The sequence below is a fragment of the Paenibacillus sp. FSL W8-0187 genome (assembly GCF_037969755.1).
Classification (GTDB): Bacteria; Bacillota; Bacilli; order Paenibacillales; family Paenibacillaceae; genus Paenibacillus_AQ.
This window is the reverse complement of record NZ_CP150206.1, coordinates 2,051,230-2,067,713: the sequence shown is the minus strand read 5'-3', so window position 1 is coordinate 2,067,713 and position 16,484 is coordinate 2,051,230. Positions and strand designations below refer to the sequence as shown.

General features: G+C 52.2%; 12 protein-coding genes. 1 reads left to right on the top strand and 11 read right to left on the bottom strand.

The genetic code is table 11. The features are described from left to right. Nucleotides 1–34: 34 nt before the first annotated feature. A complete protein-coding gene (locus MKY48_RS09100; protein WP_339273438.1) occupies nucleotides 35–1,522 on the bottom strand; it encodes an alpha-N-arabinofuranosidase in 1,488 nt (495 codons plus the stop codon). Between the two features lie 423 nt (nucleotides 1,523–1,945). On the opposite strand from MKY48_RS09100, the gene MKY48_RS09095 reads away from it, so the two are divergent. Further along, entirely contained in the window at nucleotides 1,946–2,863 is a 918-nt protein-coding gene (locus MKY48_RS09095; RefSeq protein WP_215162168.1) for a winged helix-turn-helix transcriptional regulator, read from the top strand. Between the two features lie 198 nt (nucleotides 2,864–3,061). Here the strand turns inward: MKY48_RS09095 and MKY48_RS09090 are convergent, their stop codons facing one another. The 10 genes from MKY48_RS09090 to araA form a co-directional block, all read right to left on the bottom strand. Then, nucleotides 3,062–3,922 (bottom strand): MurR/RpiR family transcriptional regulator, encoded by an 861-nt coding sequence (locus MKY48_RS09090; protein ID WP_076320497.1) that lies wholly within the window; start codon nucleotides 3,920–3,922, stop codon nucleotides 3,062–3,064. A gap of 94 nt (nucleotides 3,923–4,016) precedes the next feature. Beyond that, a complete protein-coding gene (locus tag MKY48_RS09085) occupies nucleotides 4,017–4,712 on the bottom strand; it encodes a hypothetical protein (RefSeq protein ID WP_339292782.1) in 696 nt (231 codons plus the stop codon). Between the two features lie 12 nt (nucleotides 4,713–4,724). Continuing rightward, on the bottom strand, nucleotides 4,725–6,872 hold the full coding sequence (locus MKY48_RS09080) for a hydantoinase/oxoprolinase family protein (RefSeq protein ID WP_339292781.1): 2,148 nt from the start codon (nucleotides 6,870–6,872) through the stop codon (nucleotides 4,725–4,727). Between the two features lie 61 nt (nucleotides 6,873–6,933). Beyond that, a complete protein-coding gene (locus MKY48_RS09075) occupies nucleotides 6,934–8,226 on the bottom strand; it encodes a citrate transporter (protein ID WP_256720371.1) in 1,293 nt (430 codons plus the stop codon). A 46-nt stretch (nucleotides 8,227–8,272) separates the two neighbouring features. Next, on the bottom strand, nucleotides 8,273–9,631 hold the full coding sequence (locus MKY48_RS09070) for an FAD-dependent oxidoreductase (protein ID WP_339292780.1): 1,359 nt from the start codon (nucleotides 9,629–9,631) through the stop codon (nucleotides 8,273–8,275). Between the two features lie 390 nt (nucleotides 9,632–10,021). Continuing rightward, nucleotides 10,022–11,212 (bottom strand): sn-glycerol-1-phosphate dehydrogenase, encoded by a 1,191-nt coding sequence (locus MKY48_RS09065; protein WP_339292779.1) that lies wholly within the window; start codon nucleotides 11,210–11,212, stop codon nucleotides 10,022–10,024. A gap of 61 nt (nucleotides 11,213–11,273) precedes the next feature. Further along, complete coding sequence (locus MKY48_RS09060; RefSeq protein WP_339292778.1) at nucleotides 11,274–12,944, bottom strand: ribulokinase; 1,671 nt, start codon at nucleotides 12,942–12,944, stop codon at nucleotides 11,274–11,276. A gap of 45 nt (nucleotides 12,945–12,989) precedes the next feature. Continuing rightward, the gene (gene araD / locus MKY48_RS09055) at nucleotides 12,990–13,679 is read right to left on the bottom strand and encodes an L-ribulose-5-phosphate 4-epimerase (RefSeq protein ID WP_339292777.1); all 690 of its coding nucleotides are present in this window, start codon (nucleotides 13,677–13,679) and stop codon (nucleotides 12,990–12,992) included. A gap of 95 nt (nucleotides 13,680–13,774) precedes the next feature. Then, nucleotides 13,775–14,863: a GntR family transcriptional regulator gene (locus tag MKY48_RS09050; protein ID WP_339292776.1), complete on the bottom strand. Its 1,089-nt coding sequence runs from the start codon at nucleotides 14,861–14,863 to the stop codon at nucleotides 13,775–13,777. Nucleotides 14,864–14,964: 101 nt separating this feature from the next. Further along, nucleotides 14,965–16,452 carry an L-arabinose isomerase gene (gene araA, locus MKY48_RS09045; protein WP_339271835.1) on the bottom strand — a complete coding sequence of 496 codons (1,488 nt, stop codon included), beginning with the start codon at nucleotides 16,450–16,452 and terminating at the stop codon, nucleotides 14,965–14,967. Between the last annotated feature and the right edge of the window lie 32 nt (nucleotides 16,453–16,484).

The following is a 16,484-nucleotide window of genomic DNA, read 5'->3' as shown; positions in this document are numbered from 1 at the left end:
GCAGCCCCTGGTGAGAACTGCCCGCTGCTTTTCCTTAAGCTTTTTTCAAGCGAATAACGTTCCATGATGCCTTGGCAAGCCTTGCGGTAACCATACCGTTATCGAGTTTAGCTCCACCCTGATGATGTGGTTTGACTTTTTCCTCAGATGCGGTATTCACCGCTTTCAGATCCTCATGCTCCATCACGATATGCTCCAGCAACCGGTAGCCTTCAAAGCTGCGCACATCACATTCCAGCTCCAATGCTTCCTCCAGATGACGGTTCACGGCAAAAATCGTAATTTCTTCATCCTCTTCATTATGAACGACCGCACTATCAAGATACGGAACATCGGTAAAATCCTTGGAATCATACTTCGGTGATTCGACGATAGGTAGCAGCGATACGCCCCGGCCAAATTTCGAAGCGTGAAGATACGGATAAAAGATGGTCTGCTTCCAAGAACGGCCGCCGTTCTCGGTCATAATCGGCGCGATTACGTTGACGAGCTGTGCCAGACAAGCCATCTTCACCCGATCTGCGTGGCGCAGGAAGGTGATCAGCATGCTGCCGACAAGAATCGCATCCTCGAAATTATATACATCCTCCAGCTGCGGCGGAGCGATGCTCCATGGATCAATCTGCCTGTCAGCGTCATTGGAATGGTACCAGACATTCCACTCGTCGAAGCTGAGATACATCGTCTTTTTGCTGCGTTTCTTGGCCTTGATGTAATCGCAGGTGGATTTGACCGTATGAATAAAGTGATCCATATCCAGGGAAAGTGCCAGATAGTTGGCGGTATCGTTATCACGGTTACCGTAATATTGATGCAGCGATATGTAATCAACCGCCTCGTACGTATGATCCAGCGTTACGGCTTCCCATTCAGGGAATGTCGGCATCCCGGTGCTCGAGCTTCCGCATGAAACCAGTTCAATGGTCGGATCGACGAGCCGCATGGCTTTTGCCGTTTCCAGTGCAAGTCGGCCGTATTCTGTCGAGGTCTTGTGTCCGATCTGCCAAGGCCCATCCATCTCGTTGCCAAGACACCAGGTTTTGATCTTGTGCGGCTGTTCATAACCATGACTGCGTCTTAGATCGCTCCAGTATGTGCCTCCGGGATGGTTGGTGTATTCCAGCAGATTTCTGGCAGCGTCGATCCCCCGAGTACCCAGGTTCACGGCCATCATAACGTCCGAGCCCACTTCCTTGGCCCAGGAAATAAACTCATTCGTGCCGACATCGTTCGGCTCCAGCGTTCTCCACGCCAGCTCCAGCCGTTTCGGCCGTTCGGCTACAGGACCTACGCCATCTTCCCAGTCATAACCTGACACAAAATTTCCGCCGGGATATCTTATAATCGGGACATCCAGTTCCTTGATCAAATCCTTCACGTCGTTACGAAAACCACCTGCATCCGCAGTTTCATGGCCGGGTTCGTAAATGCCGCCATATACAGCGCGGCCAAGATGTTCAATGAACGAACCATATATGCGGTTATCAACTTGCGCGATCCGAAACGACTTATCCACGATCATTCGTGCTTTCAATTTCTCAGCTGCCAAGTCCTTCACCTTCCGTTGATGTAATTATGAATCATTTCAAATAATACTGAATGAATTCGTTTTCAAATATAAAATATCATATGGGAGGTTTGCTGTAAATACACAAACATAAAATGATTTATATATATTAGAAATTAATTCTAAAAATCAGCTAAATGGCGGTGTAAAACACTTGTTTTTCTTGTATTCCGAATTATTATTTTTATAATAATTTAAAATAAAGTGATTTTGAGTATTGGAATTCTTGGTTTTCAAATGAAATTTTTGAAGAATTAGATCACATCTTTATTTAACGCACATATTGATTTATAATTGTTTAAAATAAACCTCTTTACCCCTCTGTACCTATTATCATCGTTATATAAATCCTTTAATCGGAAGAAGGTTTGAGATAAGATGATCTACATTAAAGATTTAATGAGCGGGCTTGATATCTTTAAAGCGCTCAGCTCGGAAATTCGCATTCAAATTCTGGAACTGCTGGCCAAGAACCAAAGTCTAAACTTAAACGATCTCGCGAACAGGCTGAACCTCAGCAATGGCGCTATTACCATGCATATCAAGAAATTGGAAGATAGTGGCCTGATCGAAATTAATACCACGGGTGGTAAACACGGCATTCAGAAGATCTGCTACCTGAATAAAGACACCCTGATGGTTGATCTTCGCAGCAAGGATATGGATAACTTGTACGAGGTGGAGATTCAGGTTGGCCATTACAGTGATTACCAGGCTACCCCGACCTGCGGGCTTGCGACCAAGGACAGCATCATCGGAGATTTTGACGATCCGCGCTATTTCGCCGATCCGGAGCGGATCAACTCGGAGATCATCTGGCTTACCGAAGGATTCCTGGAATACCGGATCCCGAATTATTTGAAGTCCAATCAATCGTTCCGCGAGATTCAATTCTCGTTAGAGCTTGGCTCCGAGGCGCCGGGATATTGCGACAATTATCCATCGGACATTTTCTTTTACGTAAACGGGATCGAGATTGGCAGCTGGACAAGTCCGGGGGATTTCGGGGACAAACGCGGTACTTTCAACCCCGAATGGTGGCCGCCTCATTTGAACCAATACGGCATGCTGAAGCTAATCCGAATTAATAAGGAAGGCAGCTTTATCGATGGATGCCGCATCTCGGATGTTGGTCTGGACCAGATTCAGCTTGATTACAAAAGCGAACTCACCTTCAGGATCGCCGTTAACGAGCAATCTGTTAATAAACGCGGCTTAACCATTTACGGCAAGCATTTCGGCAACTATAGCCAGGACCTGTTGGCTCGCGTACTGTATGATGTGAAGGAAGGCTAGAGAGTCGAATGAAGGGTGAATTAGAATCACTATAGTAGGTTAAACATGCTGAAAGCAGGCGCGGGCTTGAACGATAAGAATATCGAATATCTGCTCGCGCTCCTCCTTTCCCACTACCACCAAAACAACAAGTCATAAGCAGCATTAAAAAACGCCCTCGCCGCGCATTTGCGCGACAAGAGCGTTTTGTTTCTACAATCACAGAAAATAATTCGTTATCGATTGATCGCTTGCCAATATCCCTTCGCTGTCCAGCTTTTTCTTCAAATACTGCTTATCCGATGAAATGAAAACGCTCATAATGAGATCGACGACAAACAGAAACGTGATATGGTTGGACATAAAAGCGCTGTTATTGACCGAGATTTTATCTGGCGCAATAATATCGACCACCGCATTTTCTGTAATCGCTGATGAGTCATAACAGGTGACTGCCACGGTCTTGGCCTGATTGACCTGCGCGATGTTGACGGCATCGATAATCTCCCGGGTCGAACCTGAACGCGAGAAGGCAATTACGACATCCTCAGGACCGCATTGGGAGGCCGCGATTTTCATCTCCCTGCTGTCATTTATTGCATCAGCATGAACGCCGATAATCGCGAGCCGGTTCTTCAATGCCATGGCCGCGAGGAACGAATCGAACAAGCCGATGAGGAGGATTCGGCGCGCGCCCTTCAGCAGCTTGACCACTTGATGAAGCTGATCTTCCGTAATGAGCGCCGAAGTGTTAACGATCAGTTCGTTATAGTCGAGAGCCAGCGCATCAATGACGTTAATCTCGCGTCTCTCTTTCTTCTTGGCCTGCATATCCCGGTAAAACGCATCCTGGGCGAACGCGATTTTAAAATCGTTGAACCCTTTGAAGCCCACCTTTTTGCAAAAACGGTTGATGCTTGTCTCGGACACACCGATTTCATTCGCGATAGCCGTAATGGTGTTACGGGTGATGAATTCCGGATTGTGTATAACAAAATTGGCGATCTGATTTTCACCGTATGTTAGTTTTTGAGTTTGCGATACAATTTTTGCGATAACCGCCGGAACCTGTGAAGACATGGTACCTCCTCCTGACTGCCAATGGGAAAAATGCGAATCCGGTAACTTCGCCAGTACACCCCATTATATCATATCAAGGGAAGTAATGATAAAATCAGGCCAACATCATCTTCCAATATTCCACCCGCCGGCTAAGCTCACCTGCATCCATCGCCCTCGTCTCTACAAGAAACGCGTAATCGAGCACATTCGGCAAGCAGGGCAGGCCCAGTATCGTTTTGCAGAATGCATGCGCCGCGATTTCACTGCATTTCACAATGCTTGACCTCTTCGTATACCAGCTTCCCAGCTTGAACATATCAATCGGCTCCAGCGTCTCATTCGTGAACTGCCCCGCCCGGTATTCCGTATAATGAAAAAACTCATGTGCTAAATGAAGGTCGATCAGCCGCTCCAGCTCCTGTTCCCGCTCCTCGCATCCATTCCCCATCACCGTCCGGTACGCCTTCCGCATATCGTGGAGCGACGAGGCATAGATGATAATCGCCGGCGGGCTCTTCGCGAAATCAATCTGCGCACGGAAGCTGACGTTGTGGAAAGTGCCGGACCGATTCGTCACTTGATACTGTAAGCCTTCCATCTGACACAGTTCCCGGATGGACTTGCCCTTGTTCTTGTAGGCAGCCGCCGTCTCTCTGCCCCGTTTCAGCGACATGCTTACATAGTACGCTATTCGATCCTTCGGTATTTTGTGGAAAAGGGGGTCCTGCCCCAGCTCCGCGCACGCCAGTAACTCATCAGCCCCTTCCTCTTCCATCAATCGGCGAATAACCTCGTCCGGCTCCGGCATACCTTTCCCTCCTTATTGATAAACAACGACGATCAATTCTTCTTCCTGTGTCAGCATCTCCGTCTCGATCTCGAGGATCGACATCAACTGCTCCTTCGTCTGCATTCCGGTCAAATCGAGCATCTTCTCCCGATAAAAGACAAATACCTTCGGGATCGTCGCGTTTGCATCGGAGTAGATCGTATTGTCATCCAAAAAATCTTGTAATCGGTCCCCGAACTGAGCCTTGGTCAGCTTCGTGAAGTGGACGTTCCCCTTCTTGAACCGAACGACGCCTTCCCGATCGAGCACGCTCACATAGGTCGTTTTCTTCTTGATCAGTCCGAAAAATGATTTCTTCGTCTCCTCGCAGGCGAATAGGCTCCATCGGCCGCACTGGGACGCCAGCATCATGCTGGCCGCCGGTTGATCGACTGAGCTAGCGGCTATGGCGGCCATCTCCTCGACAGACAGCGCTTGCTGACCCAGATCTTTGGAGCGAAGCTCTGTCGAGCCGGTAGCGACTGCCCGCAAAATATTTTTCTGGCTATCAATCTCGATCGTTACCTCGACCGTATCCTCACTGGCGCCGGATTTGACGATGCGCTCGACGATCTCGGACCGAATGCGCTTGATATCCTCTTCCGTCGGATTCACGACGGTTCTCTCCAACTGCTCCTTCACCATCGCAAGGGCGACGCCTATGGTCGATACATAAGGCGCGTTATTCGCGATCTGGAAGCGGAACTGCTCCCGTTCCGCCATCGCCGGAACGAGCACAGCCCCGCTGCCTCCGCCGCCGACCAACGTCACAAACGAGCGATCCAGCTCATAGTCTTCGATCATCTCTTTGACGGTCTTCATCGTCTTATCAATCGCGATATTCATAACCTGTCTGGCGGCCTCCTCGATGCTCAGGCCTACATGGTCAGCAAGGGCTTCCCATGCCCGCACGGCCGCTTCCTTGTTCCCTCGCGCGTAATCGCCCTCCGGAATATAGCCGAGAATGTTGGCCGCGCCGGCCAGTGTGTAGGAGAATTCCTTGCCGGTCTCACTCTCCAAAATAATATATTCGGCCGGATCCCCTTCCCGCGGGCTGACGAACTTGACCTTCGGATTGACGATCTGCTCCGCCCCGGCGAACGCCTCGTATTCCTGGCCCGCAATATGGGCGCTTCGCGGACCGACATCGATGATGTTCCCGTTCGCCACCTTAATCATGCTTCCGCCGGCAATGCCAAGCGTCCGGACATCCAAGGACTGCAAATAAGTCCGGTGGCCGCCGACTTGGGCATTCTTGATCATGACCTTCCCGTTTTTGATGACGGAAATATCGACGCTTGTGCCGCCGACCTCGAAAAAGATGCCGTCCGACACCTTTTCATACATCAGCACACCGGCAACACCGGCGGCAAGTCCCGACAGCATCGTCAATATCGGACGTTTGCGTACCTCGTCGATACTCATAACGCCGCCGTCGCAGCGCATAATCATGAGCTGGGATTGAATATTCGCATGTTTGACGGATTTCTCCGTCATGTTCGCCGTTTCCATCATTTTCGGAATGAGAGATGCATTCACGACCGCCGTTCTTGTCCGTGTCTTGAGTCCATACAACTGGGAAATTTCATGCCCGCCGGTAGCATACATACCTTTGCGGCTCGCTATCTCAACGACACGAAGCTCATTGGCCGGATCATCAACGCTGTACGCCTCGGAAGCGACGATCACTTCCGCCCCCTGCCGCGCTAGTTCGTCAATCGCCGCTTCGATATCCTCATCCCGCAAATTTTTGGAATCAAGGTACGTGTGGTATGTCTTCAAATATTTGCCCGGCGCCAGCTCAATGTCCCCGGGATTCGACTCCGAGCGCGCGCTCATGCCGTCAAGGCCGGAACCCATGCCGATAATGCCGACACGGGCCACATCCCCCTCCAGCAAGGCGTTCGTCGCTTGCGTTGTCCCGTGGGCGATAAAGGTCACATCGTCCGGAGCAATGCCCTCGCTCTCCAAAATCCGCTTCAATATTTGTACAATCCCTTTCGCCACGCCATCTTCGTCATGATGTGTCGTCGGAATTTTCATCTTCCCAATAACCTCGTACGTCTCATTGTCAATGACGGCCGCATCCGTGAAGGTGCCTCCGACATCAATCCCGACCCTTACTTTTCTTCTCTCCATCGTTCTCCTCCTGCAACAACGGGCAGACACTCGCAAGTCTCCGCCCGGATTCTATCTGCTTCTAAAAGACCATGAATGAACCCAACACCATCGAAATCAGCACCGCAACCATCATCCAAGGAAGCGTCTTTTTCAAAATATCGTTAATGTCGCTCTTCGTAAAATCCGCGACCCACACATTATGCGAGTTGGTCGGGTCGGATACGGCCTGCACATTGCTGACGACGCGCAGCGCCAGCATCGCCGCGACCGGGGTCATACCCGCCGTGACGAACAGAGCAGCAATGCCGCTGCCAAGGCCCCATACGTTCAGCGGACCACGATAGATGGCGAGCGGAGATAGCAACGTGAAGAACAGAATGTACATCAACGGGTTGGTCGGCAGTACAGCTTCAATCAACGGGCTGATCAGTGCCGACACCTGTGGCGCCATAACGGAATTCAACAAAATTCCGATGCCGATCATGAGCGCCATCGCACCGGCAACGTCCTGAATCCCTTCCACCAGCGCACTGGACAGGACATGAATCGGCCGCTTCGGCCAGGTCAGCAGTATCGTAACCAATGCGCCGATGACCACCGCCGGGACAATGTCGAGCTTGAATGCAAAGACGAGAATGACCGGCACTAGCGGGCTAATGAGGGCAAAGGCAGGCACCTTTTTGCCTTCTCCGCCGGAAGCCGTCGGCATCGCCCACGCTTTGCGGCCTTTGCCGTCCCGCTTAATGTAGAATATAATCATCCCGAGCGACACAAGAATGAGCGGCAGCGCGGCGACCAGCGTATAATCCGCAATCGTCTGAACCGAGAGGCCCAGCACATCAACATAAACGGCCCAGTTGGAGACGTTGAACAGCGCGCCGACGCCGACGGCGGAAATAACGACAATCGATGCGACAAACTGGGAGATGCCTGCCGTCAGCATAATCGGAATGACGATCGTACCGACCAGGATGACCATGCCCAGTCCACCGGCCGCCGAGAAAATAATGGATGCGGTTGCGAAAAACAGAACCGCAATCAGCATCGGCTTGTCGCCTGCGAGTTCGGCCGCTTTTCGAATAATCGACTTGGTAATGCCGACTTTATTCAAAATTTGTCCGAACCAGGCCCCGAACACTAATCCCGCGATGGCGCCCGATAACCTCATCGAGCCGGATGACAGAATCGTCTTGGCAATCGTGGTCGTCTCGGGATCGTTCGACATCCACGGCACGCCGGCAATGACGGCAAACAGAATCGCCATCAAGGGCAGTGCCAGAATGGTCGGAAGCTTCCGGGTCATCATTAACCCGACAAACACAAGAAAAACAAGTAAAATGCCGATGGCTTGAACCCACATGAAAGATGTCACGTTGTATTCTCCTCTCGAATCAAGTTCTCAATAGGCTTATCTTCATCTATATTTCTAAATAAGCGCCCTGTGCTTTCAGCACGGACTGCACTTCCTTGATGTCCACATCCCGGACGCGAACGCCTTTCTTCGCGGCCAACGCGGATGCTACCCCGCCGGCATGGCCGATCGCCCCCGTCGTCGGTGTCGTCCGCATCGCTGCCTGCGCTTCGAAGGTGGCCGAAATGCATCGGCCGATGACGATCAGGTTCTGCACAGAATCCGTGACCATACAGGAGTAAGGAATGCTGTACATACCGCCCCATTCCAGCTTCTGATGCTTCGTACCTTCGCCGTCCGGACTATGGATATCGATCGGGTAGCCAGAATGCGCGATCGTATCTTCGAACAGCCGCTGTTCCAGCAAATCATCGGCCGTCAGCGTGTACACGCCCTTAATCTGGCGGGATCCCCGAATGCCAATATTCGGGCCGGTCGATTCCACGACCGCATGCTCAAAGCCCGGAATATACTTACGCATGAACAGCTCTAACTCGCGGCACTGCTTCCGCCCTTCCATCTCCGCCTTGCTCAGACTGAACGCATCCGTCGGATCATGACCGAGGATCCGGGTCGTATTCAGGATGACCTCGCCTGGGTTGTTGGTCTCGAAGAATAGCACATTCTCTCGCGGAATCGAGATCTCGCCCCTCTCCTTCGCCAGTTTAAACAGACTGTCGAACCCGCCTACCGACAAGCGAGGCGCCTTCTCGATGATGGACGTGTCGCCCTGATACAGTGGAAAGTCTTCCGGATGGGCGTGAATATATTGTTTTACCTTCGGAATGTCGACGTTGTACATCTTCATCTTCAACGTCATCGGCTGCATGGCCCCATCCGATTCCCTGCCCTTGGTGAACTCGGCCCCTGCCCCGACGGACAAATCGCCGTCTCCCGTCCCGTCGATGAACACGGAGGCCTCGATGTCGCTTAGACCGGACTTGTTGCATACCGTAATGCCGACGATTCGCCCGTCCTCGGTCTTCACGCCAGCCAGCATTGTATGATACAGAATCTCCCCTCCGCTCTCGGTAACCATCAGCTCCAGCTCATGCTTCATCGCTTCGGCATCAAACGGGGTAACCGAATACGTAAAGCCCACCGTATCGAAAATATGCCCCGGCGACTTGCCCTGCTTCTTCAGCCGTTCAATCAGCTGATCTGTAAACCCTTGAATGGCAAGCTTCTCTCCAGCATGGAATGTCATCATCGGCCCTACCCCATTCGCAGTAAGTGTCCCGCCAAGAAACCCATGGGACTCTACGATCAGCGTCTTCACCCCTAAACTGGATGCCGCAACGGCCGCCATTGCACCCGATATGCCGCCGCCCATGACCACCACATCATACTTCAGCCTGTTTCCCATATCATCCTCGCTCCTTCTGATTTAGTGATGTATGATTTGCTGCTTTATCCATAGCCTATCAAACAAAAAGTTAAATGTAAATGCTTACAAGAAAATTATTTTCTATATATCCGTAAATTATGTTTATTATTTTCCAAGCGTTCTTAATCTATCTGTTACGGCATATACAATAAAAGAAATCACCGAAGCTTGCCCCAGCGATCTGCTCCGCGCGTCCAAAATAATATACTGAATTTCAATACACAAAAAGGGACTTTCAATGATCATTGAAAGTCCCTTTCTTCTTTGACAAAACATAATCTCTACTATAAAGATGCGAATAGCAAAACCAGAATCGATCACTGTGCAATCTTTAGTTCGCTTCTTGCAATCCGCTTAAAATAACTCTCCTTATGATCTTACCTCAACCTTTTCCTCGTTCAGCGCCCTCAAAATGGTATGCCGGTCGCGCAGATTGTGCGCCTCCCGCAGGCTCTCCCGGAACAGCTCGTCATCGATGCCAAGCTCCTGCAGGGTGGAAGGACCTCCGGCTTGCCGCAGCAGATCGGCAATTTTCTCCTTCGAAGGGACCTTGCGCAGCCACTCCCGAACCTGCTCTCCATATGTCTCCCAATGCGTAGGCTTGGCATTAGGATACACTCCCTTATCGGCCGCGTCGTGATATAGGCTCGATATTTCGCTGCAGGCCACCCCCACTTTGGCACCATGCAGCAGGGCCCGGTTGCCGCGGCGCAAGTACTCCATCTCCCAGTAATGCGAGAGATGATGTTCCGCCCCGGAGGCAGGGTGGGACTGACCGAACAGCAGCATCGCGATCCCCGACTCGATCAAAGCCGTCATCAGAATGCGGAGGCCTTCGTCCGTGCGCTGGCCGATCGCTTCCACATGCTGAATGCAAGCTTGAAGCGCCCTCTCCGTAATGGCTGCCACTTGATCATCATAGGGCTCACCGGCCGTGGTCGAAGAGAATTTCCAATCCAGCAGCGATGTGTATTTGCCGAGCATATCGCCAAAACCTGCCGCTACCAGCGGCTGCGGTGCCTTCACTAGAATGTCCGGATCGGCGAATATCGCGATCGGAGCCGTGGCCGCAAAGGTTTGTTTGACTCCCCGGACCACGATCGGCGCGCCCGCCGAAGTAAAGCCGTCAACCGAAGGTGCCGTAGGTACCGAAATGAACGGCTTGCCGCTCCGATGACTCACAAAGCGCGTAATGTCATGAATGGTCCCGGACCCCACAGCGACCAGGCATCCTATCCCTTCAGGCTCAACTTCGATAAACAGCTGCATTAAGGAGCGTTCATCCGCCACAACGTCGCCTTGCTCATCTGGCTGAATCAGACACAGCCGGGGCTTCAGACCATCGGCTTTTAGGCACTGCACCAGCTCTTTACCCGCTGCTTCATACGTATTCGCATCTGCAACAACGATCGGTGAACCAAGGCCCTGCCGTTTAAGATACGGAGGCACGTCATGCATAGCGCCGGGCCCAAGCACCATGGTTTCTAGTCCGCGGAACGCGGGCTGTAGCTCCCTAATCCGGTTCATTAAACCTTTTGCATCGTTCAAGTAATCCGTCACGTTCGTTCCTCTCCTTCATCCCATCCTGTCGTGTCTATACAAGCTTCTGGTCTGCCAGGGCCTATTCAGCCGTTTGCTTAATCCGCTTCAGCCGCTTCATCACGTTGTTTTCGCCCCGGCCGAAATAGTCATGCAGCTTGCTGTACTCCTGATACAGCTGCTCATACACTTCCACATGCTCCGGAATCGGTTTGAAGGTCTCTTCCTTCACCCGTGCCATCTTCTCGGCGGCATCGATAATGGAATCATACCCGCCTTGCGCCTGGCCCGCCGCGACTGCGGCGAACATCGCGGCGCCAAGCGCCGGGGTCTGTTTGGAATCAGCCACCATAATTTCGCGATTGGTAACATCCGCATAGATCTGCATCAGGAGACGGTTCTTTTGCGGCAGTCCGCCGCATGCATACAGGACATCCACGGCGACACCGTTCTCATGAAAAGCGTCCACGATTTTGCGCGTGCCGAATGCGGTCGCCTCAAGCAAGGTGCGGTAGATTTCCTGCGGCTTTGTCAACAGCGTCATCCCTAACATCAGCCCGGTCAGATCCGTATCCACCAGCACGGAACGATTGCCGTTCCACCAATCCAGTGCAAGCAGACCGGTTTGACCCGGGTTGTATGCAGCCGCTTCCCGCTCAAGCCATTGGTGCACGCCAATCCCTTCCTCGGACGCAGCTTCTTTTACATACGCAGGAAGCGCTTCCTCGACGTACCATTCAAAAATATCGCCTACTGCCGATTGCCCGGCTTCATAACCGTATAATCCGGGAATGATGCCGTCCTCGACGGAACCGCACATGCCTTCAACCTGCTTCTCTTCGGTACCGAGCAGCATGTGACAGATCGATGTACCCATCGCCATCACCAGCTTGCCCGGTGTGACAACACCGACCGCAGGCACCGCGGCATGAGCATCAACGTTACCGACGGCCACAGCAATCCCTGGAGTTAAGCCCATCATCACCGCCATCTTCTCAGTCAGACCGCCTGCGCTGCTCCCAAGGGGGCGGACCTCTCCGCGCAGCTTCGTATCGGCCAGATCCTCCAACCGGGGATCCAGTGCCTTAAAATATTCCTTACTTGGATATCCGTCTTGCTTATGCCATATCGCCTTGTAGCCAGCCGTACAGCTGTTGCGGACAATCTGGCCTGTCATTTGGGAAACGACCCAATCGGTAGCTTCCAAGAATCTATCCGTACGTTCATAGATCGCCGGTGCCTCGTCAAGAATTTGCCAGACCTTTGCAATCATCCATTCGGAAGAAATCTTACCGCCATAACGGGGCAAAAAGGCTTCTCCGCGCTCGGCGGCAATCGCGTTGATCTTGTCCGCTTCCGGCTGGGCGGCATGATGCTTCCACAGCTTAACCCAGCTGTGCGGCTGGTCGGCCAGCTCCGGTTGGAAGCAGAGCGGCTCCCCAAGCTCGTCAACCGGCAGCATGGTGCAAGCCGTAAAATCAATGCCGATGCCAATCACATCCGCCGGATCAATCCCGGATTGCTGGATGACGGCAGGCACGGATACCTTTAGAACCTCCAGATAATCGCCCGGATGCTGAAGCGCCCAGTCGTGCTCCAGCTTCTTCCCTGAAACCGGTAAAAACTCATCGATGACATGATGCCGGTAAGGCGTAACATGATCCGCTACTTCCTGCCCGTCAGCCAGATTAACCAACACCGCACGCCCGGACTGCGTTCCGTAATCGACACCAATGGTGTATTTATTCCCCATCTCATTTCCTCCTACAGATGAAATCATGAATGATGAATACAAGCATTACTTTTGACCGTAATAGGCATTAACTCCATGCTTCCGTAAAAAATGGCGATCCAGCAGCGTCTGATCCATCGGTTCGGTTTCCGGATTAATCTGCTGCATCCGGGCTGCAATCTTGGCGCACTCCTCCAACACTACCGCATTATGAACCGCGTTATGCGCATCCTTGCCCCACACGAATGGCGCATGCGAATGGACAAGCACGCCAGGCACCATGTTCGGATCCAGGTCTGCGAATCGCTCAACAATGACGTTGCCCGTCTCCAACTCGTAGGCCCCCTCGATTTCTTCGCGGGTCATGGGCCGCGTAACCGGAATTTCCCCATAAAAATAGTCGGCGTGCGTTGTTCCGTAAGCAGGAAGCGCGCGTCCGGCTTGAGCCCAACTCGTTCCCCATGGAGAGTGGGTATGCACAATTCCGCCGATCTCTTTAAAGTTCTGATAGAGGACCAGATGTGTCGGGGTATCGGAGGATGGTCGCAAATCGCCTTCAACGACATTTCCCTTCAAATCCAGCACGACCATGTCGTCCGCTTTTAAATCCTCGTAAGGCACGCCGCTTGGCTTAATGACAAACAGTCCCTGTTCACGGTCGATACCGCTTACATTTCCCCATGTAAAGGTAACGAGTCCGTGCATCGGAAGCTCCAGATTCGCCTCCAGCACCTGCTGCTTTAAATCCTCCAACATGAACAACCGCTCCTCTCTATATTTCAAAAATGTAGTTGTACGTACAACTTGGCAAACAAGGGTCCGAAACTTCGGACCTTTCACTCCCTTATCCTCTACCGTTTCTTCACCGATTCTCTCTCCACCAGCTCCGGTTGAAATACCGTATCCTCTATAACGCTATGATGCTCAATCATGCTAATTAATTGTCTGGCCGCCATAATCCCCATCTCTGTCTTCGGGTGGGTCATCGTTGTCAGCTTCACGCCGGAAGCTTCGGCTAGCGTTGAATCATCGAACCCGACCAGTGACACATCCTGCGGGATTTGCAGCCTGCATTGTCCGGCAGCCTCTGCTAAAGACACAGCCAGCTCGTCGTTATAACATACAAACCCCGTCGGTCGCAGCTCATCCGGCTGCTTCAGCAACTGGACGGCCTGATCATACGGAAAACTTCCCTTCTGTTCCGTTGTATACGTAACCACCCGCTCCGGCGAAACGGAAATTCCCGCCTCGCGATGCGCACGTAAGAAGCCTTTCAGCCGGTTCACACCCTGAAGATCGTCCCGTTTGAAGAATCCGGCGATCGCCTGGTGTCCGTTCTCGATCAAATGACGTGTAGCCTTGTAACCGCCAAGCTCATCATCAAGCTTCAGACAAGGACATTCCAGCTCCCCATACTTCTCATTGATCATCAAAAACGGGATTCCCTTCTCCTGCAGGGATAGGAAATACGTCAAATTCGGGTTGCCCTCCGCACTCTTGGTCGGCTCGATAATCAGCCCGCTAAGCGGCTGACTGGTCATGAGTTGAAGACTCTCCATCTCTTTCTCCTTGTTGTTATCGGTACTGGAGAGCAGCAGGCGGTATCCCTTGCTGCGCAGCTCCGCCTCCGCTCCCCGAACGATATGCGGGAAAATATAATCCGAGATATAGGTTGTTATGATGCCAATCGTCTTAACCTGCTTGCTCTCCCGCCGCCCGGGATTTCTAGCGAACGTCCCTTTGCCCTGAATCCGTTCCAGCCAGCCTTCCTTCTCCAATTCGCCGAAGGTTTGGCGGACTGTCTGGCGGCTTACGCCGAACTGGTCGGCGATTTCATGCTCCGAAGGAACTTGTTTGCCCGCTTGAAGCCGGCCGGATTCAAACCAGGAGAGCAGTTCGTTTTTTAATACAATATATTTGGGTATCCGTCTATTATTCATCATTCACCTCTAGCCTCACGCACTCATTATGTTAGGATCACCTGCAATCCTAAGTTATCTCGCTATTGTAACACAGGCCAGGGGAATGCTGACAGAACCAGTTACCGCAGGCGGTATGCGGCTTCACTCCAGCGGAGCTCGTTCTTGAAGCGCGGTATCGTTGTATCCTTATCAATAATGACCGCTTCAATGCCGACCATCTCCGCCCAATCGCTCAAATGCTCAGCCGTCATGGCATAAGAGAGAACGGTGTGATGCGCTCCACCGGCCAATATCCACGCTTCCGCAGATTCGCGGAGCGATGGCTGCGGTTTCCACAGCACACGGGCTACCGGCAGCTTCGGCATCGGCTGCTCCACCTTGACGCCATCCACGACATTCACCAGCAGTCTGAAGCGGTGACCCAGATCGATCAGGGAAGCATTGACCGCCGGGCCGTCTTGGCCGTTAAACACGAGTCGCGCGGGATCTCCCTTGCCTCCGATCCCGAGTGGATGAACTTCCAGCGTCGGTTTATCCAGTGCAATGGTCGGACATACCTCCAGCATGTGCGATCCAAGAATCATATGATTCCCTTGCTCGAAGTGATAGGTGTAGTCCTCCATGAAAGAAGTGCTTTTATTGCCCGCAAGCACCTTCAATACACGCGTCAGGGCAGCTGTTTTCCAATCCCCTTCCCCGCCGAAGCCGTATCCCGACTCCATCAGACGCTGTACGGCGAGTCCCGGAAGTTGCTTCATTCCATGCAGATCCTCAAAGGTCGTCGTGAATGCGCCAAAGCCGCCCTCTTCGAGGAAACGACGAAGCGCAATCTCGATCCGGGCTTGATACGCAATCGAATCGCGCACGGGACCGTCGCTAAGCCCTTCCTTGGTTATGGAATACAACTCCGCATATTCGTTCAGGAGCGCCTTAACCTCTTCATCGCCGACTTCATTCATGGACTGCACAAGATCGCCGATGCCATAACCGTTCACGGACCAGCCAAGCTTGATTTGGGCTTCTACTTTATCCCCTTCGGTTACCGCCACTTGGCGCATATTATCGCCGAAGCGGGCCACTTTCAGCCTGCGGCTTTCGGCATAGGCCGCAGCGGTCCTCATCCAGCCGGCAATGCTGCCTCGAACCTCCCCGTCTTCCCAATGGCCCACAACCACCTTGCGAGCAATGCCGAGACGGGCACCAATATGACCATACTCGCGATCACCGTGCGCGGATTGGTTCAAATTCATAAAATCCATATCAATCGTTTCCCAAGGGATATCCCGGTTGAATTGGGTATGGAAATGAAGAAGCGGCTTCTGCAATTGGGATAGACCCGCGATCCACATTTTGGCCGGGGAGAAGGTGTGCATCCAGGTCATAATACCTGCGCAGGACTCATCATTGTTGGCCTCAAGAATCAGGTTGTATATTTCATCGGGTGTCGTTACGATCGGCTTGAACACAATGGGATAGGAAAATACAGGATCTTTATCAAACTCCGTTGCCACGATGCGGGAATGCTCAGCTACCTGCTCCAGCGTTTCGGGGCCATACAAATGCTGGCTTCCGGTGACGAACCAAAAAGAATGCGGTTTCAAATTCATAATTATAACGCCTCCTGTATGAATGCTTGCTT

Bases quoted from the DNA above. Each gene is read 5' to 3' on its own strand.
- MKY48_RS09100 (WP_339273438.1), bottom strand. From the start codon at position 1,522: ATGATCGTGGATAAGTCGTTTCGGATCGCGCAAGTTGATAACCGCATA.
- MKY48_RS09095 (WP_215162168.1), top strand. From the start codon at position 1,946: ATGATCTACATTAAAGATTTAATGAGCGGGCTTGATATCTTTAAAGCG.
- MKY48_RS09090 (WP_076320497.1), bottom strand. From the start codon at position 3,922: ATGTCTTCACAGGTTCCGGCGGTTATCGCAAAAATTGTATCGCAAACT.
- MKY48_RS09085 (WP_339292782.1), bottom strand. From the start codon at position 4,712: ATGCCGGAGCCGGACGAGGTTATTCGCCGATTGATGGAAGAGGAAGGG.
- MKY48_RS09080 (WP_339292781.1), bottom strand. From the start codon at position 6,872: ATGGAGAGAAGAAAAGTAAGGGTCGGGATTGATGTCGGAGGCACCTTC.
- MKY48_RS09070 (WP_339292780.1), bottom strand. From the start codon at position 9,631: ATGGGAAACAGGCTGAAGTATGATGTGGTGGTCATGGGCGGCGGCATA.
- MKY48_RS09060 (WP_339292778.1), bottom strand. From the start codon at position 12,944: ATGGGGAATAAATACACCATTGGTGTCGATTACGGAACGCAGTCCGGG.
- araD (WP_339292777.1), bottom strand. From the start codon at position 13,679: ATGTTGGAGGATTTAAAGCAGCAGGTGCTGGAGGCGAATCTGGAGCTT.
- MKY48_RS09050 (WP_339292776.1), bottom strand. From the start codon at position 14,863: ATGAATAATAGACGGATACCCAAATATATTGTATTAAAAAACGAACTG.
- araA (WP_339271835.1), bottom strand. From the start codon at position 16,452: ATGAATTTGAAACCGCATTCTTTTTGGTTCGTCACCGGAAGCCAGCAT.